This is a genomic window from Paenibacillus chitinolyticus NBRC 15660 (assembly GCF_000739915.1).
GTDB lineage: Bacteria > Bacillota > Bacilli > Paenibacillales > NBRC-103111 > Paenibacillus_F > Paenibacillus_F chitinolyticus.
Map to the genome: position 1 here is coordinate 462934 of NZ_BBJT01000002.1, position 21014 is coordinate 483947.

Here is a 21014-nt window from a genome sequence, read left to right on the forward strand (position 1 = left end):
TAGATAATCTAATCAAAATCACTATAACGTATCGTTTCCGTTTTTGCAAGCGTCAGTATGGAGCGCGTAACCGGCCGGACCGGGTGTCCACTTCTCACGTCAGCTCCGGGCAGGGGCTTTTCAAACCGTTCTAGATGAAATCGCAGCACATCCGGTACCGCCGTTACCAAAAGCTAATTTACATTTATTTGCACCGTGCGGATAAAAAAACCATCTGTCCGCTCCAGGCGTACAGATGGCCAGACTCTTTATTTGAAGCTCGTAACCCGGTAGAGAATCACGGCCGCTTCCGCTCTGGTCGTCAGGCCGTAAGGCATAATGCCCGTTCCGCTGCCTTCGACGAGTCTTTCCCGAACGAGGGCGGCTGCGCTCTCCACCGCGTAAGGAGCAAGTTCGGAGGCATCGTCGAAACCCGCCAGATCACGGGTACTCCCTGACTGAATGCCGTAACCGGCCGCATTCAGCGCACGGACGATGAGCGCCATCATGTCTTGTCTCGTGAGGAGCGCGCCGGGATCGAAAGTATCCGGACCGGTGCCTTCCGCGATGCCGAGCGCTTTCGCAGTTCCGACCGCCTCGTAATAATACGCGCCGGGTAACACATCTCCGAAGCGGCCCGCCGTGTCGGCCTTTAAGCCGAGCGCCCGCACGAGCAGCGTCACGAATTCGCCTCTCGTAACCGAGCGTGCCGGTTCGAACGTGTCGGCGGTGACGCCTTGTATGACGCCTTTACCGGCGAGAAGTTCTATCGCGTCTTTGGCCCATGCATAGCGGCTGTCCACGTCCGTGAACGTCTTTCTCGCAGGTTCAGGCTTCGGCTTCGGCTCCGGTTCCGGTTCCGGCTTTGGCTTGCCGTCCGGATTCACAGGCGGCTTGGTGCCCGTGACAGGCGGAACCGTGGTCACCGGCGGCAGGGATGAGCCGCCGTCTCCTCCGGAAGAGCCGCCGCCGGACGAACCGTTATCTTTCGGGATTCCGATCTGCACCGCATCGGAATTGGTCCGTACTCCGGCAGCTTTAATGACGAAGGTATAGCTTTGCTTCGGATCAAGCTTGCCCAGCTCAAGCTTGTAGGTGCCGGATTTCGTTTCGTCCGGCACATATTCGCTCCAGTAAGGACGAATTTTGTCGTCCTTCTCGTAAATCCGGTACCCTTTCACCGGCTCTTTGGAGTTCTTCGGACCGTTCCATGACAGTACCGTCCCGCCGCTTCCGCTTTGCACGGCGGCATTTTCGACCTTCGCTGGTTTCTCGTTGGTGCGTTTAATGCCGTACTCGTCATATGGCTTGACGTCTTCTCCCTTGACTGCCGTGTACGACGTGAATTTCATCACATCTTTGGACACCGAAACATCGGTGAACATCTTTTTGAAAGGCTGCTCGTTGATCTTGGCGAAATAATCGTCGTATCCCTTGTATTTCTCGTAAAATTTGCTTCCCACCGTATTCGTCATCAGATAAACTGTTCCCGGTGGATTGAGGGCATTCCCTGCTCCATCGTCCTTGATGTCTTTCATAGGAACATCGTTCAGCATCTGATAAGATCTCATATACATATGATCGTGGGCTTCGAATACGACATCAATGCCCATTTGATCCAATGCCGGAATTAAGTGTTTCTTGTAAAAGGCGATCCGTTCGCCTTCCCATTCCCCGGCATTGTCGCCGGCCGAATAGGGCCCTTTGTGTAACGAAACGAATTTCCATTTCTTGTCGGTCCGGGCTACAACGTTCTTCATCCACTCCAGTTGGGCGGTGAATTCCGGGTCCACCCAATCCACCTGGCCGCTAGGATCCAGTCCCCCTTCGAACTGAGTGTTGAACTGGATAAACAGGGCGTCGCCATATTCGAATGAATAGATCGAGCCCTCATGTGTGCCCGGGATGATCTGCTTCGGCAGATTAAAATGATAATAAAAGTTGTTGTTTTCGGTATTTTCGTCACCCTCGTAGTCGTGAACCTCGTGCCCGCCGAGGATCGGTACGTAAGGCGTGTGAGCCAGCTCGTTCTTGGCCGTATCCAGCAGCCACTGCCACTGCTGCTCCAAATCCCCGTTGTCCACCAGGTCCCCCGTAACCATAAAAAACTTCGGCTGGCCGGCTTTGTCCACCGCTTTGCGGAAAGTATCCTGCCATAATTCGAAGGAAGACTTGCTGGACCCTTGGGAATCCGATCCCACAATAAAGCGGAAATCTTCGTCGGCCGCTCCGTCCGTCGTAAACGATCCGACCGGGCCCCAGCCGTCCGGTTCACCGTTGCCCGCCCGGTACTTGTATGCCGTGCCGGGCTTAAGCCGGTCGGCCGTTACTTTATGACTGGCGAATTTCGTCTTATTGCCGGTATCCCGGTCGCTTTTGACGAAATAAGATTCAATGACTTCCGAGCTGCCGGAGTATGCGGAAGCTTTCGCTTCCGGGAACACGCCGTCTTTCATTTCGGAAGCTTCGATGACTTGAACCACGGTTCCCGGAATGTCTGGGGGCGTATACCAGGCGAAGCTCATCGACGTTTTCGGGTCCCCGTTAAACGTCATGTTCAGCAGCTTCGGCGTTTTGGGCGAGGTTCGGGTCTTGAAGCTCCACGTGATATCTCCGGCAAGCGGATAACCGTCCTCGGCTCCTTTTACAAGTTCTTTCGGAACCAAGACCGTGTAGGTCTTTTCATACGCAAAAGGGGTATGCTTGATTGTGAGCGTATCGCCGGATACTTGAAGGAATGTTTCGGACACGTTTCCGTTCTCGTCCGCTACGGTTGCCTGCTTTCCGTTTTCCAGAGCGATTTTTTTATTGAACTTCAACGACAATTCCCGGTCCGCCGTAATTTCTTCCGACTTGTCTCCCGGAAATTCCGCTACTGCCACCGTGGGCTCCGAAATATCCGAGCCGCTGATGCGTTCCCCTTTCACTTCGACGGCCCGGATCCGGCTCGAACCCGATCCGCCGATGCCCGGCCCGCCGGACGTTTTTTCGTCGGAGCTGACGATCCAGCGGATATACAGCTGAGGCTGGTTATCCGCTTCGGAGGGAAGCGGCAACTCGTTCAATTTGCAGGAGTCTCCGCTGCAGTTGTACGACGATTTGGCCATCACCAGATCGGCGATCGGGGTCCATGTCCGCTTGTCTTGGCTGATCTCAACTTTAAAATTCCGCGGTCCCGATCCGGAAGAGTTCTGCTGGGACGACAGGGTGATGCTGCGGAATCCTTTGGTCGGGACGGCCGCCAGCCAGTGCTTGACCCCGTTACCTTCATCCCAGCCCTGATAGCTCAGCGTGTCGTCTTCCACGTACTCGAACACGCCTCCGGAGTTGCGAAACGTGGACGCGGTGCCGTAAACTCCGCCCGCCGGACGGTAAATTCCGTTGTCACCCGCACCGGCGTTCCGGAAATTCCATTGAACCAAGGTCGAACGATCTTTGGGGACTCCGTATGTAGCAGTGAAAACTCCCTGGTCGGGCTGCACATCCCCCGATCCCCGCTGCTCCGCAATTTGTTCGGCAGGCGATGCCGCCTGCTGCGGCGCAGCAGCGGCAAACAGGCTGCCCGCCGTACTTGAAAACAGGACGACAAACACCGTCAGTACCGTTAAAACGTGATAAAACTTCTTGCTCAATCGCATGGCACTTCCACACATTCCGCTCCCACATCCCTCTCTATTGTCTACAAGAAAAGGGCCTGCATATAGCAGGCCCTTTTCTTTCGTTGCTTGTTATTCGCCGGGTGTCCACCAGTTGCCGGAAACGACTATCATACTCAGCAGCCGGATGCTGTTATCGAAATAATAGCTGTCCGAGGTAGGCGAATCGACGATGTCGCTCCACAGTTTGTTCAGCCACTGCTGATTGGACGAGTCTATCATCGCGCTTACCGCAAACGGCGCCGTGAACGCGATGGCGTGATCGGCTTTTTTCACATTGCCCTTCAAATCATAACCCGAACCGATTTTAGCGGGTTTGCCGCCCGTTGCGGACTGAATCCAGCCGTTCATCTGGCGGAGCTGCTCCAAAGCGCGGGTATCGCCGCTGATGAGATAATCCGTGGCTATTCTCCATGGTGTACGGCAGGAGTTCCAGCTGTATTCGTCATCCGTCGGCTCTTCCAGGTATTTGTCCGGAGCCGGTGCGTATGTTCCGTCCGATTTGCGGACGACGAAATCCGGAAGCAGCCCCGTTTTCGGCGAGTGCTTTTTATATACGGAGTTGATGATCTTGTAGGTCGTATCACTTACTTTGTCCCAATCCGCATTACCAGTCGCGTCCTTGAACGCTTTGAGTTGATGGAGCATGAAATCCGACGGACGCGTGCCCGGTCCGTACTTCGAATCGCTGTCGGAGGCCCAGTCGCCCAGCTTAAGATGAAATTGTTTGGCGTGTACGTCCCGCTTCAGGATCGCATTGATCATCTTGACGGCTTCACTCTTGTAGTTGACCTCCCCCGAACTGCCCCACTGTTTATCGGCGAGAAGCAGGGAATAAGCGATGTCCAGATCCCCGTCCGTCGCGGAGTAGGAACCCGAGCTGTCCACAATGTTGCCCGATGAGTCTTTGGCCTGCTGCCAAGCCATCAAAGCGGCATCGGCCGAACTCGGATGAGCTTTATAGAACCGGTACAGGCCGTCGAAATAAGTTTGCGCACTGGCGTCGTGCCCCGCCATATATGCGGTAATGAGCATCCCGTAGCCGTGGCCTTCCGAGCAGGACACCACATTTTTCGGATCGTCCACGATTTTTTCCCGGTTATAAAAAACATAATACTGGTTCGAAATTTTCGGATGCTTGACGAGGTATCTGGATTTCCATTCATCATATTTTTTCTTTACCTGCTGGTCCATCTGATCCTGTGTAAAATGGTTTGGCTTAATCGTGCCGGAGGTGTAGGAAACGTGCTGAGGAAACGGCTTCAACGCGGATGCGGCAATCGAAACGTTCGAACTTTCCCCATAAACTGGTTCGGTCTGGATGGATGAAGCCGGTACGGTTTCCTGAGCGGAAGCCGTCCCCGGTCCTGCTATCAAAGTGCCTAACAGACAAGCGCAAGTGCTTAATTCCAGCAATTTTTTCTTCATAGACCCTTCTCCTCTCAAAATTGCGTTCGTTATTCGGTAAACGTCGCTGCCAGCCTTTCTTATCCCGCTTCCGGCCACCTCCCTTGCGCATTTCACCCATATCATCTCCTTTTAAATTAAAGCGCTATAACTTTAATCTATGAAGGAGATTCGAATGTATCCTTGTGATCAGCGGAAATAAAGATTTCCGGCGAATTAGAACGGAAGTAAACCGGCCCCAATCCAACTAGAACAATAAGCGCTTTAATTTTTAATGTCAACGGCAAGCGTGCCGCCGAATTTTAAAGGTTTTATGAAGGCACTCCAAATCGCCCTTGCCGGCGTATAAGCGTCTGAATCTCCCCGGCAATTGTACCGGAAAGAGATCAGGATCGGATGCAGAACAAACGCACTCGGATGGAGAGCGTTCCGTATTAAGAATTTATTTTCCGGTCGGCCCCATTGCTTAAAAAAGGCCTATTTTTGCGTAAACAGGAACAGGGTCGGGTACTCCGGAGAAGCCCTATAGAAAGGCAGGCCCAGACTGTACTGCCGCGTCCGGACCTGCCCCGGGTCGTTACCGTGCTTCCTGCCCTCTCAGCAGCGTTTCCGCAACCGTAACGACCCGTCTTGCCTGATGGTTAACGGCAACCAGTACCTTGACGTCGAAATTGCCTCTCATGTCCACCGTCAGGCTTGTGCCGTACGGATTCCCGCCCGCGTCCATAACGGACGCATCCGTATACCCCAGTGGTACATGCTTATATACAAGGACAAGATCGTCGCTTCCTGTCCGCCGTGCACGTTGCTTGCGCTCGTCATGGCGGATACAACCTTGTTCGTCAGCTTCCCTCGTGCCCACAAGGCGCCGGTGGTGTCGAGAAACTGCTTCAGTTGAGTGGCCACGCTGCCGAAACGGGTCGGCGTGCTGATGAGTCCGCCCAGGCGATGTCATCCAAGGATGCTTCCGGCACGTCCGCGGTTTCATCCAGATGCGCCCGCCAGGCCGCAGAGCTCGCGCCGACCGCCTCCGGCGCGAGCTCTGCGGCCCGGAAAAGCCTGACCTGAGCCCCCGCTTCTTTCGCAGCGTTTTCGGCTGCCCGGGCCATTTTGTAGTTGGTACGTGTTGAACTGTAATACAAGGGGTTTTCAAAAAGATGGTTACGTATGCTCTGATCGTCAATCTTTTGCTATACTAATACTATAATTGATAATCATTATCACTGAAGGAGAGAAAATCATCGCCATGACTGATATCTCCAGCCTCCATAGAGAGCCGGTTTCTGCGCCTCATCTCTTTCATATCCCCCTTCGTATTACCGAAGTGAACAGCCAAGTCAAAGATCTTGGCCGAAGCGAACGCACGGGTTGTTCCCGGATTTTCGTCGTTCTTGGCGGAAGCGGTGTGCTGCACATACAGGAGGAGCCGTACGAAGTTTCCCGGGGAAGCCTATACCTTTGCGACGATTTTCAAAAGCTGGACGTTACATCTCACGGCTTGCTGAAGGGCGTGCTTATCGAGTACCGGCGTTTGGGCACGGCAGACCCGGACACCGGTGCCCTGCAATGTCCCGAACCTCTGAACGGTTGCCCGGACAAGCTCTTGAGACAGGCTGACGAACTGCAAAAACTATGGCGCGAGCCCAAGCTGGGCAGTCCTTTCCGGATACAACAGCTGTTCATTGAATTGATGAACGGGCTCTACGAAGAACTGGCTTCCAGGGAGAGGACCGGCCGCTCTTGGCTGGAGCAGAGCGTTAGTTTCATGCAAGCGCACTTTGTCGAGGACCTTACGCGGGATCAGCTGGCCGAAAGAGCGAATGTGAGCCCGGAACATTTTTCCCGCGCCTTCCGCAAGTATACCGGGCGGACCTTCAACGAATATTTGACGCTGCTGCGGATTCGCGGCGCCCAGAAGCGGATTTTGACCGGTTCGCCGGACTTGAATACGCTCGCTCAGGAGATAGGGTATAAAGAAGGCGCGTATTTGAGCCGCAGATTTAAAGAATCAGTAGGCGTCTCCCCTACCGTTTACCGGGGGAAGTCCAAACGGATCGTCACGCTTAATCAAAACTATACAGCTATTCTGACCGTGCTGGGTATTACTCCCGAGCTCGGCGTTTACACGGGCTGGACCGAGAAAATCGCGGGTGGGCCCGAAATACCGGAGAGGCAGAAATTTAACCCTTATGGCTGTACTTCCGCCAGTTTTTATGAGACGGTTGCCGCCGCCCGTCCGGACATCATTATCAGTTACGACACTCAAGAGGAAAATAATTCCCTTCTTCCGCTTGCCCCGGTGCTGGACCTGCCTTTTAAAACGATGAGCTGGCGGGAGCAGTTCCGGATGATCGCCGGGATCGTAAACAAACGCCGGGAGGCAGAAGAATGGCTGGCGCTCTATGACAAGCGGCTGATTCCGATTAACCGGCAGTTGGACCGACAGCTTGGAAGCCGGGGGACTGCGGCCGTCTGGGAAATCGGCCCGGACAAGGCTTACGGCTTCGGAAGCAGCCACGGCAGAAGCTGCCAGATTTTGTATGACGACATCGGCTTTCGTCCGCCTGAGCGGATGCTCGAGCAGGGCTTATCGTGGCGCGGGTACGTGGAGACCTCTATGGAAGCTATCGTCCAATATGCCGCCGATCATATTTTTATTACCGCGCTGCCCTGCGATTCTCATGGACGGCAGCGGCTGATGCGGCTGTTCCGGTCGCCGGAATGGCTTGCGCTCGATGCCGTCCGCCGGCGCAGAGTTTACCTGCTGGATCAACCCGAGCTGTTCTTCGGCTTCGACCCCCTCTCCTCCCTGGAACAGCTGCGCGTTTTGATGAACGTATTGGCACCGGATCACAAATTTACATGATCTTATATCATGTATGTGTATCGTTCTTGGGGTCTTTCCGCTGTACATTTAATGAGAATGATTATCATTTTTATTTAGGAGGACAACCCATGTTTTCTCATCAGCGATTCGCCCTATACCGTTTGCAGGCGGCAGCAACTGCCGTCCTTCTGCTCGCGGCCGTTATTCTATCCGGCTGCGGCGGTCGTGAGGATTCGGCTGCCGGTAGTACCGTGCCAGGCACACCGAACGTGCAGGCTTCGGATGTGAGCGGAACCGGTACAACGAAGGAAACGGCATTCAAAAAGATCTCCACCGTTAAAGGGGAGATTCAAATTCCCGTCCGTCCCCAGCGGATCGTCGCAGAGGAATATCTGGGAAGCTTGATCGCCCTTAATGTCGTACCCGTGGGAGCACCGGGATTAACCCTGAACAATTATTATTACAAAAAAGCGTTAAACGGAGTGGCCGATACGGGAACTTACGGAAAACTTTCCGTAGAGCGCATAACCGGGCTGGAGCCCGATCTGATCATCACCGGGAACGCGGAGACTTACGAACAGCTCAGCAAAATCGCACCGACCCTGGTCATACCGTACGGCACGTTGAAAAACACGCGCGAGGAACTGGAATACTTCGGCACCTTGCTCGGCAAAGAAACCGAAGCTAAGTCATGGCTCGAGGATTACGACCGGCGCATCGCCGCGGCCAAGTCCAAAGTCGATGCCGTTCTGCCTGCCGATGCTTCTTTTACCATCATGGAAAGCACCGATAAAAGCATATGGGTTTACGGGGATAATTTCGGACGCGGAGGTCAGCCGGTATACCAGGCTCTGGGCCGAACCCCCCCTGCCGCAATCTCCGATGAACTCATGAAAAAACAGTGGGCCGAAATCTCGGCCGAAGTGCTGGGACGTTATGCGGGAGATTACATCATCATGACTGCTAACAACAAAACCGCCGAAGACTTCCGCACCGATCCGGTTTGGAGCACGCTGCCTGCCGTCAAGAACGGGAAACTGTACGTGTGGCCGGAAGAACGCTCCTGGTACTACGACCCGCTTGCCGTACTTTCCCAGACCGAAGAATTAGCGGAGTGGTTAGTCAAGACCGGCAAGTAAAAGAACGGGCCGGAAGAAACACCTGTTTAGACTCGCCCCTTACTCTATCTCTTCTCCATCCATTCGCCCCCTCTCCATCGCATAGTTTTAACCGGGCCGCTCTTCTGACAAGAGCGGTTTTTTTCCGCTTCAAAGGATTTAGGAAGACGACGCTGTATTGCCGCTGTTTGCTCTCCCGCCAGAGCTTCCGTCGCTTCGCGGCTCCCCCCCTTCTGCGTCAGTAAGATACAGCGCAGCGCTGTATGTAGCAACGGTTCCTTTCCAAAGAGGAGAAAAAAAGACAGTATCCGGGCACTATTACCCGGTACCGTCTTCCGATATTTGCATTCGCGCTTTTTATGATAAGAGAAGTCAAGTGAGCGTCTCCGACGGTTCGGAAAACTCCGCTTCCATCGGATACTCTGTCTCGTTACTCCCGCAAACTGGCTGGTCTCATATCAGTCCAACTGCTCTCGATATATTCGAGACATTCCTGGTGCGTGCCTTCCTCCAGAACGGCCGTCCAGCCGTCCGGCGTCCGGATAAAAGCGGGCCAAAGCGAATACTGCCCTTCGACATTGACAAGAACCCGGAAGGAACCGCTCTGATCGTCAAACGGATTAGCCATAGAAACTCCCCTCCTCTTCTTTCGCTTTCGCGGACGACAGCTTTCCGGCCAGCATGCGGCCGATGATCGACAGCGGTCCCGGCTGGCACAAATCTTTGTGCCGGCATTCGATATCGTGGCGCTCGATTTCTCCTCCCACATAGGGAATCCACATATCGGGATCGATCGGATCGAACCAGTCCGGAATGATCGTCGAATGGAAAAACAGAAGATCGCCCTCGTATTTCTCCGGCACATAGGCCGCCAAAATTTTGACCGAGTTTTCGTACGTTACACGGAGCTGGCGGATCGTCTCGACACTCAGCGAAGCCAGCGCGCTATTGTCTCCGCGCAGAATCTCTATCGCGGTTTCCATCGTCAGCGGCTCGTCTCCGATGCTGTCGGGGTCGTACCCGCCGAGAGCAAGCAGAGCGGTCAGCGCCTCTTCTTCGTCCGGCTCTCCCCGCAGCGGCAGGTAATGGCTCGGATAAGCGTCCAGCATGGCCAGAAACTCGACGGATTCGCCTTCCTTCTGAAGCTGCACCGCCATGGCGTGAGCCACATTGCCTCCCAGCGACCATCCGAGCAGGCGGTACGGACCCGCTGGCTGGACGGTACGGATGCAGCGGATGTAATCCTCCGTCATCTCGCCCAGCGTTTGTGGGAGCCGGTCGGGACCGGCTATCCCCCGCGCCTGAAGCCCGTAGATCGGAACGTCCGGGTTCAGATGTTTCATCAAGCCGGCGTAGCACCAGCTGAGTCCTCCGGCCGGATGCACGCAGAACAGCGGAGCGCCGGAACCGTTGGAGCGCAGCGGCAGCAGCATCTCCAGCGCACCGTCACCCGTATCCTCTTCGAGCCTCGCGGCCAGTCCGGCCACTGTAGGCGTTTCGAACAGAAGGCCGATACCGGGATCTTTGCCCCATACCTCCCGTATCCGGCTCATGAGACGGACGGCCAGCATCGAATGCCCGCCCAGTTCGAAAAATCCGTCGTCGATCCCGACATCCTCCAGGCCGAGCGTTTCCGCGAACAGTCCGCAGAGCACTTCCTCCTGCGGAGTCCGGGGACTCCGGCTTCCGTTTGCGGAAGCGTAGACGGGAGCCGGCAGCGCTTTGCGGTCGAGTTTGCCGTTAACGGTCAACGGCAGACTGTCCAGCACGACGATGCCGGAAGGGACCATATGATCCGGCAGCGCCGCGGAGGCGTGCAGACGGATCATGCCTGCGTCCGGTACTTCGCCGGACTGAGCGGGAACGATATACGCCGCCAGCCGTTTGTCACCCGGCTGATCCTCCCGCAGGACGACGGCCGCCTGCGCAACCGCCGGGTGCTTCTCCAGCACGGCTTCGATTTCGCCCGGCTCGATCCGGAAACCGCGCAGCTTCACCTGCTGATCGGCCCGGCCCAAGTACTCCAGAGAGCCGTCGGCGAATCTCTTGGCAAGATCCCCTGTCCGGTACATCCGGCTTCCCGGCGGACCGAACGGATCGGCGACAAAGCGTTGAGCGGACAGCTCCGGCCTGCGCCAGTAGCCTCTTGCGAGTCCCGCACCGGACACGTACATCTCCCCGATCACGCCGAACGGCACAGGCTCCAGATTGTCGTCCAGCACGTATACGTCCAGGTCGGGAATCGGTACGCCGATCACGCTGCCGGACCCTGCTTCCGCGCTGCGGCGGTCTAACGGATAGTAACTCACATGTACCGTCGTTTCCGTAATACCGTACATATTAACGAGTCTGGGGAAGTTGTCCGGATGGCGGCTGTACCACTCCTCCAGTTTTCCGGGATCAAGCGCTTCCCCTCCGAAAATGACATGTTTGAGCGAAAGATCCGAAGCCTGCCCGGACTTCTCCCTGTCCGCCTGAATCAACTGATAGAAAGCGGACGGCGTCTGATTGAGCACCGTAACGCGCTGCTCTTCCAGCAGACCCAGAAATTCGGACGGAGAACGGCTTACGGAGAACGGTACGACAACGAGCTTTCCTCCGTACAACAGTGCGCCCCACAGCTCCCATACCGAAAAGTCGAAGGCATACGAGTGGAACAGTGTCCAGGTATCCGTCTCATCGAAGCCGAACCATTCCTCTGTCGATTCCATCAGCCGGATTACATTTTCGTGAGGAATAACGACCCCTTTGGGGCGGCCCGTTGAGCCCGACGTGTAGATGAGATACGCCGGATGGAGGGCGTGATGTCTGCCTGCACGCAGATCCGGTTCGGGATCGGATTCCGGCAGTTTCCGCAGGCGCTCCTCGCAGGCAAAATCGCCCAGTACCACGATTTTCAAGCCACTTCTTTCCGGCATACTTGCAGCGGCGTCCGCCGAAGTAACAAGAATCGAAGGTCTCGCATCTTCCAGCATGTAAGCCAGCCTGTCGGCCGGATAATCGGGATCGAGGGGCAGATACGCCGCTCCCGTTTTTAGAACGCCCAGTACGGCTGCCGGAAGATCCGCCGATCTCGGCAGAGCCAGAGCTACGAATTGCTCGGGTCCGGCTCCCTCCTCCATCAGAAGGCGGGCAATCCGGTTGGCCCGTTCGTTGAGCTGCCGATAGCTCAGCGTCTGCGTGCCGTACACGACAGCGGGAGCATCCGGCCGGAGTGCGGCCTGCCCTTCGAACAGCTCCGTAAGGGTGCGTCCGGGGGCGGACAGTTTGCCTCCTGCGATCGTTTGCTTGGCAGCCTCCGGTCTCGGCTTGGCCGTGAGCGCAAGCCGCTCTTCCTCCAGCAGCACGCTTATGCGGCCGACCGGCTGATCGGGCTGCGCCGCAGCTTGTTCCAGCAGCATCAGGAACCGCCTGGTCAATGCTTCAGCCGTGTGCGGCAGGTACAAATCCTTGCTGTATTCGAGCAAACCTTCTATGCCGCACGGTTCTCCGTCGGGGCGCCGGTGCTCTGTGAGTTCGAAGGTAAGATCGAACTTGGATGACCCTGTCCCCCGCAGCTCCAGCTTCGAGGCGATTCCCGGCAGATCCAGCCTCGTGGCCGGTGTATTTTGCAGCACGAGCATAATCTGAAAGAGCGGATGCCGCGAACGGGACCGTGCCGGGCTCAGTGCCTCGACCAGCCGCTCGAACGGCAGCTCCTGATTCTCGTAGGCGCTGAGATCCGTCTGCCGGACGCGTGCGAGCAGTTCGCGGAACGTGGGCTGTCCGGAAAGATCCGCTCGGAGCACGAGCGTGTTGATGAACATGCCCACGAGCGATCCGGTCGCTTCGTCCGGCCGGCCTGCGGCGGGACTTCCGACCGGTATATCCTCGCCTCCGCCCAACCGGGCCAGCAGCGCGGCGAGCGCCGCATGCAGCACCATGAACAAGCTGGCTTTCCCTTCGGCCGCCAGATCGAGCAGCTGCGCATGCAATTCTTCGCCGATCCGGAACGGAATCACGCCCCCGGCTTGTCCGGACACGGACGGACGCGGATGGTCGGCCGGCAGCGGAAGCTCCTCGGGCAGACCCCGCAGCGCCTCTTTCCAGTACGCCAGCTGGCTTCCCATCAGACTTTGCGGCTCGCTTTCTTCTTCCAGCAGCTTTTCCTGCCACAGCGTAAAATCGCCGTACCGGACCGGGGGTTCGCTCAATGACGGGTCACGGCCCGCGATCCGGGCCGCATAGGCGGATGACAGATCCGACGTGATAACCGAGAGCGACCAGCCGTCGGCCGCGATATGATGCACGACGAGCAGCAGGACGTATTCCCCTTCTTCCCGTTCAAAAAGGACCGCTTTCAGCGGAATCTCGGAAGACAGCTCGAATCCGTGACGAACTTCCCGGTCGAGCGCTTCCTGCCAGTTGTCTTCTTCCAGGCCCGCTGCCGGAATCACCTGAAACACAAACCTATCGGCGGCAGCTTCGCGATCAAATATGCGGATCTGCGGCATGCCGTCAGGCGTTTCTGGAAATACGGTGCGCAGCGGCTCATGACGTCCGGTAACGTCGAGCAGGGCCTGCTTCAGCGCCTGACGGTCCAGTTTCCCGGAGAGTGTACATACCAGCGGGATGTTGTAGGTGGAACTTGCTCCCTCCAGGCGGTACAGGAACCACAAGCGTCTCTGAGCCCTTGATAGAGGGACTACGGCCCCCGGAGCGGCCGGAACGACCGGCGGGATAGCTATCCCCTTCCGGCCCAGCAGCTGTGCAAGTTCACGAACCGTCGGCGCTTCGAATATGCCGGATAACCGCACATCCACTCCCGTCGTTTCGCGAATGCGCAGAACCGCTCGTCCGGCCAGAAGCGAATGTCCGCCCAGACGGAAAAAGTCGTCGTCGATGCCAACCGAGGACAAGCCGAGCACCTCCGCGAACACCTGGCAAAGAAGTTCCTCGTGAGGCGTCCGTGCGGAAGCTTCTTTTGCGGTGCCGGACATTTGCGGAGCGGGCAGCGCCTTGCGGTCGACTTTTTTATTAGGCGTCAGCGGAAGGCTCGCCAAGGTAACCCATACAAGCGGGACCATATATTCGGGCAGCTCCTGCTGCAGCTGTTTTTTCAATTGGGCATGATCCGGTTCATGGAGCTCCTCTGGCACGACATACGCGGTGAGCCTGCGCTCCCCGGGCCTGTCTTCCCGGACCACGACAACCGCTTGAGCTATGCCGGGCTGTCCGGCGATACGGGATTCGATTTCGCCGAGTTCAATCCGGAAGCCGCGTAATTTTACCTGATGATCCGCCCGTCCCAGATAATCGATGCTTCCGTCCGGAAGCCAGCGGGCCAGATCGCCCGTGCGGTACATGCGCGAACCCGGTTCTCCCCACGGATCGGCTACGAAACGCTCCGCCGTTTGAACGGGTCTGTTCAGATAACCGCGGGCCACTCCGGCGCCTGCGATGTACAGCTCCCCTTCGGCTCCCGGAGGAACGGGCTGGAGCCCGGCATCCAGGATATACGTCCGGGTGTTGGCGATCGGCGGACCGATAGGAGGCTTGATCATCGACCCACCCGGAAGTGCGGCCGCGGTAGAATAGATGGCCGTTTCCGTCGGGCCGTATTGGTTGTGCACCTCGCAGCCGAGCTCCTGCAGGGCAAGCTGGAGGCTCAGGGGCAAAGCTTCCCCTCCCGCAATGACACGCAGGCCGTCGAGCCTTCCCGGTCTTGCCGATACGAGTGACTGCCACAAAGTCGGCGTCGCCTGCATGATGGAAGCTCCAGTAGACCTTATTCTGCGGGCCAGCGCTCCTGGTTCGAGAATCAGCTCCCGGGATGCGATATCCAGGCAAGCGCCTCCGATCAGCGGCAGCAAAATTTCCATCACGGAAATATCAAACGCAATGGTCGTCACCGATAAGAAGCTGTCTCCTTCTTGAAGACGGAACTTCCTCTGCATGGCGTCGAGCAGATTGGCGAGGCCGCCGTAGGTTACGGGCACGCCTTTAGGCCTGCCGGTAGAGCCGGAGGTATAGATCACATAAGCGGGATTGAGCGGAGACGGGCGCAGCGGAAGACATTCGGCATCTGCATGGTCTCCGGTTTCCGGTATGGAGCCGGGACTTTCCGCGCGGTCAACCTTGTCCAGTTGATCGAGCAGTAGCAGGGATATCTTTCCCGTTTCCGGCAGCGCACGCATCGACTCCGTATCCGTCAGGAGGCAGGCCGGCTGCGCATCTTCCAGCATGTAGACGATGCGTTCCGCCGGATAGTCCGGATCGACCGGCATATAGGCCGCTCCCAGCCGGAGAACCGCCAGGATGGAAACGACGGCCGCCTCGCCACGCGGAAGTGCAATCGCGACGAGCCGCTCCGGTCCGATCCCGAGCCGTCTAAGCTCCGCGCCAAGAACCGCTGCCTGCCGGTCCAGTTCCGCGTACGTCAGCGTCCGTCCGCCGCACACAACGGCGGACGCATGGGGCGAAAGCTCCGCACGCCGGCGGATCAGCTCCGCTGGTGAATCTCCGGGCACGTCGCAAGCCGTATCGATCCAGCGGTTCAGGAGCAGATCCTTCTCCGAAGGCAGCAGGGTGTCCAGCAGTCCGGCGGGTGTATCCGGGTTAGCGAAGGCGGCCGACTCGAGGAAACTGAGAAAACGGCGCCGGTGGCCCGAAAGTTCCTGCTCGCTGTAAATGCCGGGATTTGCATCAAAGTCAATCTGCAGGCCGTCACCGTCGGAGGCTTCATAAATTTGTAGAGACAGATCTTCGGCGGGCCCTGCGTAAACGGAGTGCCGAACCGTTCCGGCCGAGGCGAAAGATGGGGTTTCCACGAACGGAATAATGTTGATCATCGGCCCGTAAAGCCTCCGCCTTTCGCCCAGCAAACCCAGATCCCTTACAAGATCATGCTGCCGGTAGCGCTGATGCCTGCGGAGTTTGCGCAGTTCCGCCGCAACTTGCTGTCTCAAGTCTCCCCAGCTCGTTTCGGGCCTTACGGTCAGGCACAACGGCAGGACGTTCATGACCATACCGGGTACATTCAGGGCCGAGCTGCCCAGCCGGTTCATCAAAGGAAGGCCGAGCCGGATATCCGCGGAGCCCGTCATCCGGTGCACGTAAGCGGCGGAGGCGGCAAGCACCGCTTCCGCCCAGCTGCATCCGGCCTCGGCGGCGGATTCGGTCAGCACACGGCTTGCCGCGGCAGCAAGCCGTCCCGATTGCCGGAGAGGGCTGCCGTCCGGGCTGTTTCCGCCTCTGCCCATGACGGAAGAGTCGGGGGCATCACCGAGCTTGTCCAGCCAGTACGCCCGGTCCCTCTCGTGCTGTCCCGATGCCCGGTATGCCTCCTCCTCGCGGAGAACTTGCTCGGGAGAACCGAAATTATGCGGCGGAACGGGACCGCCTGCTGCAAGAGCGGTATAAATCTGAGACGCTCTCCGGTGAAGCAGCGCATAGCCGTACGCGTCGATCAGTATATGATGAATGCGCTGATACCAGCACCAGCGGTCGGAAGCCAGCCGGATCAGCGCCTGGGTAAACAAAGGTCCTTCCGCGAGTTCCACGGACTTCTGCAAATCCTGGCGCATCCACGCTTCCGCCTCGGCAAGAGGATACTTCATCCCGCTGACGTCTATTTTCAGCAGAGCCCAATCCGTTTCGGGTCCCAGCTCCTGCCACGGCCCTTCGCCGTCCTCGCCGAAACGGGCGTGCAGCCACTCCGCTTCCCGCACCGTCAGCCGCAGTGCCTGTTCCAGTAGTTCCTCGTTTATGTCTCCGTGAATCTCCAGCCATTCCGCCGTGTTGTAAACGGAACGCTGTCCGTCCATTTGGTGGGCGTACCAGATTCCTTGCTGAGCGCCGGAAAGCGGCAGCCGGAGGGCGCTCCCTATCATCAGCGCTCCCCCCTTGCGGCTGCATCGTAATAATCCCCGTTCGGAACGAAGGTTACGGTTCTTGAAGCCAGCAGTCTGCTCCAGGCAAGCAGCGTCGGTTCTTCGGCAAGCTCCGCGAACGTAACGGACGCCCCCAGGCTTCTCCAGCGTTCGGCCAATGTCATAATCCGGATGGAGTCGAGTCCCCAATATTCCGGCAGATTATCCTCGTCACCTATCGCATCCGGCCGCTCCCGCAAAAGCCCGGCAACCTGCTGCCGCAGAGCCGACAAAGCAAAGGCGTACGGATCGGGTGCGCCCGCCGCTTCCGGCCCGTCCGACCGGCCGTCAGCCGCAGCGGTTTCGGCGATACCGGCGGCTGCGTTTGAAACAGCCCCCGCTTCCGCCTGCCCGAGGTTTACAGTTTCTGAAGTCTCTTTTGCCCACTGCGCCAGCAGCTGCTCCGTCGTCAGTGTGACCGCGCAGCGCTCGGCCGCGTATTTCAGCGCCAGGTCGTGTTTTTCCCGCGAAAAATCGGCCAGAGCGTCACTGACCATAAATGCCTCGATATCTCTCATAAAAGCCTCGCAGGCTGTCATCAGGCAGCCGATATGGGCATAAATTCCGACGATAATCAGCTGGTCCCGTCCCATCGCTTTCAACTGATCGGCCAAATCCGTTTTCTGAAAAGCGCTGTAGCGCCATTTGGTCAGCCGGATATCGTTGTCTCCGGGCTCCAGTTCCGCAATGATTTGCTGTTCTCGAGGGTCTGGGCCGATACCGGACCCCCAAAAATCTTGAAGCAGCCTGCGCTGTTCGGGTGTCTGTGCACCGGGCTGGGCCGAATAAATAACCGGCACACCCAGTTCTCTGCAGCGATTTGCGAGCAGCCGGATATGTTCCGTCAGCTCAGCCGCGGGCGATTGGCCCGGTTCGAAGCAGTCCATAAAATACTGCTGCATGTCGTGAATAAGGAACGCCGCCCGGGCCGGGTCCGGTGTCCAGGAAACCCGGTTTGCGGGTAAATCCTCCGCCGTAGGCATCGGGTATGATTGTACGGATGGTATTGCCATTTCAATCCTCTCCTTGTCAGGCTGTATAAAGTAAGCTGGGCTATCCTTGTCCGATGACCCGCTGTGCGAATCTAGCTTTTGACTCCGGCTTCTTCCAGCAGCAGAGCCGCAATACGCTGTCGAAGCTCTTTCTTGCTCACCTTGCCGACTCCCGTCTGGGGAAACGAATCAATGAATTCGAACCGGTCCGGGATTTTATAAGCGGCCAGGCCGCGGCGGCGGAGGAAGGAGCGCAGTTCGTCGCCACCCGTATGAGGATCCCTCGACAAAATAAAAGCGCAGGAACGCTCGCCCAGAAATTCGTCGGGCATCGACACGATGGCGGCGTCCCGAACGGCGGAATGGGCAAGCAGATGGTTTTCCACTTCTTCCGTGCCTACCTTGTCGCCTCCCCGGTTAATCTGATCCTTGGCTCTGCCTTCCACCACAAGATTCCCCTCAGGGGTCATACGCGCCAGATCTCCCGTCCGGTAAAAGCCGTCCGGCGTAAAACTGCGCGCATTGTGCTCGGGGGCTTTGTAATAACCGCGGATGGTATAAGGTCCCCGGGTCAGCAGATGACCGATCGTTCCCGGAGCCGCCGGACGATCCTCGTCATCGAGAATCAGTACTTCGTCAAGCGGTGACATGGGCCGCCCTTGTGTGCCCGTAATGACGCTCTCCGCATCATCCAGCCGGGTGTAATTCACAAGACCTTCCGCCATGCCGAAAACCTGCTGGAGCGTGCAGCCCAGCTCGGGCTTGACGCGCTTGGCCGCCTCCTCGCTGAATTTGGCTCCGCCTACTTGAAGAACCTGGAGCGGATGAAGGGTTTCGCCTCTCGTCTTGGCAGCTTCCAGCCAGACAAGCGCCAGCGGCGGAACGACAGCCGCAATAGTGCATTTTTCCTTCCTGATCAGCGGAAACACCTCGTCCGGACTGCCCGACCGCGCAAGCACGACCGTGCCTCCGGCATACAGGGTTCCGAGCGCCCCGGGCGAGCTCAGCGGAAAATTATGCGCGACCGGCAAAGCGGCCAAATATACGCTGCCGCCGTCCAGCCCGCATACTTCCGCGCTGCGCCGAAGACTGTATATGTAATCGTCGTGCGTACGCGGAATGAGCTTGGGAAGCCCCGTGCTCCCGCCGGACAATTGGAGAAAAGCAGTGTCTCCGGGAGCAGGACCGGCATCCGGCGTACCCGGCTGTTCTTCACGGACATCGGATGCTTGTCCCTCGGATCTATCCACCTGTAAAGGATGTAATTTACCCCGAATAGCCGGAATTTCGTGTGCATACGTTTCTTCCAAACTCAGATGATCGCCCGGATTTCCGGCTACGAGTACGTGACGGAGGCCCGGAACTTCGGCTTTCACTTCCGAAGCCAGCGTGCGGTAGTCGAAGCCGGCGTACTTGTCGATGGTGATATAGGCCTCCGCTTCCGAATACGAAGCGATATGAACAATCTCGCTCCGGCGATGGAGCGGCAGCGCAAAGACGGGAAGAGCGCCAAGCCGGAACAGCGCAAAAATCACGTCAAAGAATACCGGCACGTTCGGAAGCTGCACGACGACCCGGTCGCCTTTCCGGATTCCGAGTCCTTTCAATCCGGCGGCCAGCCGGTCGGCGTTCAGATCCAGCTCGGCGTAGGTGACACGCTCTTCACCGCCGACAATCGCGGATCGGTCGCCGTGGGCCGCGGCGCGTTCACGGAGCATTCCGCCGAACGTTTCACCCCGCCAGCAGCCCGCTTCGCGGTACTTCCGGACGAACTCGTCCGGCCAGTACGGATAATCTTCGCTCATACGCTCTTGCCTCCTCCGCCGCTTCCCGTATCCGGGTCCATTCCCATCGCGAGAAGCAGCGTTTTGAGCTTCGAGGAGGTCTCGGCCAGTTCGGCAGCAGGGTCCGAACCTTCGACAATCCCGGCTCCCGCGTATAAAGTCACGGCATCTTCCGCGATCTCCGCGCAGCGGATCGTCACCGCCCACTCGCCGTCACCGGCCGCATCGCACCAGCCGACCATACCGGTAAAATACCGCCGGTCGAACGATTCGAGCTCTCGGATGGCGGTTCTCGCGGGACCTGTCGGGGTGCCGCATACCGCCGGCGTCGGGTGCATGGCGACGGCCAGTTCAAGGGAGCTTGCCGCCGGTTCCAGCAGCTCTCCGGTCACCTTCGTGGACAGATGCCACATCGTTTTGGTCCCGATGACCGAAGGCTCTGCCGGCACATCCAGCTTCCGGCAGTAAGGGCGGAGCGCGGAGGCTACCGCATCGACCACAACCGCATGCTCGTGGCGGTCTTTAGCCGACAGCAGGAGCGCGTCCGCACGCCGCTTGTCCTCGGCGGGATCGCTGCTGCGGGCCGCCGAGCCGGCCAAGGGATTGGCCGTGACCAGCTGGCCCGAACGCGCGACAAGCAGCTCCGGACTGGCGCCGATCAGCGTGTGGGCGGCGGAAGCCGGCGCCGTGCCTTGGCCCTGGCCGGGATTGTGGCCGCTGCCGGACGCTCGCAAAGGAACGGCAAACGTATAGCCGCGCGTATTGCTTGCCGCGAGGCGGCGCAGGAGGCGTCCCGTTTGAACGGGCGGGCAATTTTCCAGCCGCAGCGAACGCGACAGCACGACCTTGCGCAGTTTGCCGGACCGCAGCTGCTCCAGTCCTTTTCGCACCGCCGCCTCGTAATCGGATTCCGTCGGGAACGATACGATTTTGAAGGTTCCGCCGTCGACTTCCCCGTCAAAAACAGAACGGGCCGTATCGCCCGCAACATCGGCTTGAACCGCCTCCGCATCCGCCAAAGGACCGGCCCACTCGGTATGCCGCGGTACGAACAGTTCCGGTCTGACTCCGCTGTTCACGGTGAACGGAATCGCTCCGACGATAACGGGTTCGGCGGCATTCCCCGCGCGGACACCCGCCAGCAGGTCCGCGACCCGGCGGGGCAGCCGCTCCAGTTCTTCCCCTTTCCCTTCAACGGAAAGTCGGACAAGCTCCCCTTCCGCAAGCAGCGTCCGGCGGGGCGAGCCGAAATAAAACGCCGAACCTTCGCTGTACTTATCGAGCAAGTCGGCCGGGGATAACAATTTTTCCTTTTGACCCAGCATCATGTTTATCCACTCC

At 58.1% G+C, this 21014-nt stretch carries 9 protein-coding genes and 1 pseudogene; 2 read left to right on the forward strand and 8 right to left on the reverse strand.

Annotated elements, in window-relative coordinates:
• Window positions 1-248: 248 nt before the first annotated feature.
• The 3 genes and pseudogenes from PCH01S_RS29170 to PCH01S_RS03650 form a co-directional block, all read right to left on the reverse strand.
• Window positions 249-3611: an S-layer homology domain-containing protein gene (locus PCH01S_RS29170; RefSeq protein WP_053228639.1), complete on the reverse strand. Its 3363-nt coding sequence runs from the start codon at window positions 3609-3611 to the stop codon at window positions 249-251.
• A gap of 96 nt (window positions 3612-3707) precedes the next feature.
• Window positions 3708-5063, reverse strand: coding sequence for a glycosyl hydrolase family 8 (locus PCH01S_RS03645; protein ID WP_042226916.1), 1356 nt, complete (start codon window positions 5061-5063; stop codon window positions 3708-3710).
• A 556-nt stretch (window positions 5064-5619) separates the two neighbouring features.
• Window positions 5620-6151, reverse strand: a pseudogene (locus tag PCH01S_RS03650) (NAD(P)H-dependent oxidoreductase).
• A 137-nt stretch (window positions 6152-6288) separates the two neighbouring features.
• On the opposite strand from PCH01S_RS03650, the gene PCH01S_RS03655 reads away from it, so the two are divergent.
• Complete coding sequence (locus PCH01S_RS03655; protein ID WP_042226918.1) at window positions 6289-7908, forward strand: ABC transporter substrate-binding protein; 1620 nt, start codon at window positions 6289-6291, stop codon at window positions 7906-7908.
• An 89-nt stretch (window positions 7909-7997) separates the two neighbouring features.
• Complete coding sequence (locus tag PCH01S_RS03660; protein ID WP_042226920.1) at window positions 7998-9008, forward strand: ABC transporter substrate-binding protein; 1011 nt, start codon at window positions 7998-8000, stop codon at window positions 9006-9008.
• A gap of 409 nt (window positions 9009-9417) precedes the next feature.
• On the opposite strand, the gene PCH01S_RS03665 is transcribed toward PCH01S_RS03660, so the two are convergent.
• The 5 genes from PCH01S_RS03665 to dhbC all read right to left on the reverse strand — a co-directional run bounded on the left by PCH01S_RS03665 (window position 9418) and on the right by dhbC (window position 21001).
• Window positions 9418-9615, reverse strand: coding sequence for an MbtH family protein (locus PCH01S_RS03665; RefSeq protein WP_042226922.1), 198 nt, complete (start codon window positions 9613-9615; stop codon window positions 9418-9420).
• Window positions 9608-16858, reverse strand: coding sequence for an amino acid adenylation domain-containing protein (locus tag PCH01S_RS03670; protein ID WP_042226924.1), 7251 nt, complete (start codon window positions 16856-16858; stop codon window positions 9608-9610). The genes PCH01S_RS03665 and PCH01S_RS03670 overlap by 8 nt, the downstream gene beginning before the upstream one ends.
• Window positions 16858-17910, reverse strand: coding sequence for an isochorismatase family protein (locus tag PCH01S_RS03675; RefSeq protein ID WP_042226925.1), 1053 nt, complete (start codon window positions 17908-17910; stop codon window positions 16858-16860). Before PCH01S_RS03675 ends, PCH01S_RS03670 begins: the two co-directional genes overlap by 1 nt.
• Window positions 17911-17981: 71 nt before the next feature.
• On the reverse strand, window positions 17982-19694 hold the full coding sequence (locus PCH01S_RS03680; protein WP_042226926.1) for a (2,3-dihydroxybenzoyl)adenylate synthase: 1713 nt from the start codon (window positions 19692-19694) through the stop codon (window positions 17982-17984).
• Entirely contained in the window at window positions 19691-21001 is a 1311-nt protein-coding gene (dhbC, locus tag PCH01S_RS03685; protein ID WP_042226928.1) for an isochorismate synthase DhbC, read from the reverse strand. Before dhbC ends, PCH01S_RS03680 begins: the two co-directional genes overlap by 4 nt.
• Between the last annotated feature and the right edge of the window lie 13 nt (window positions 21002-21014).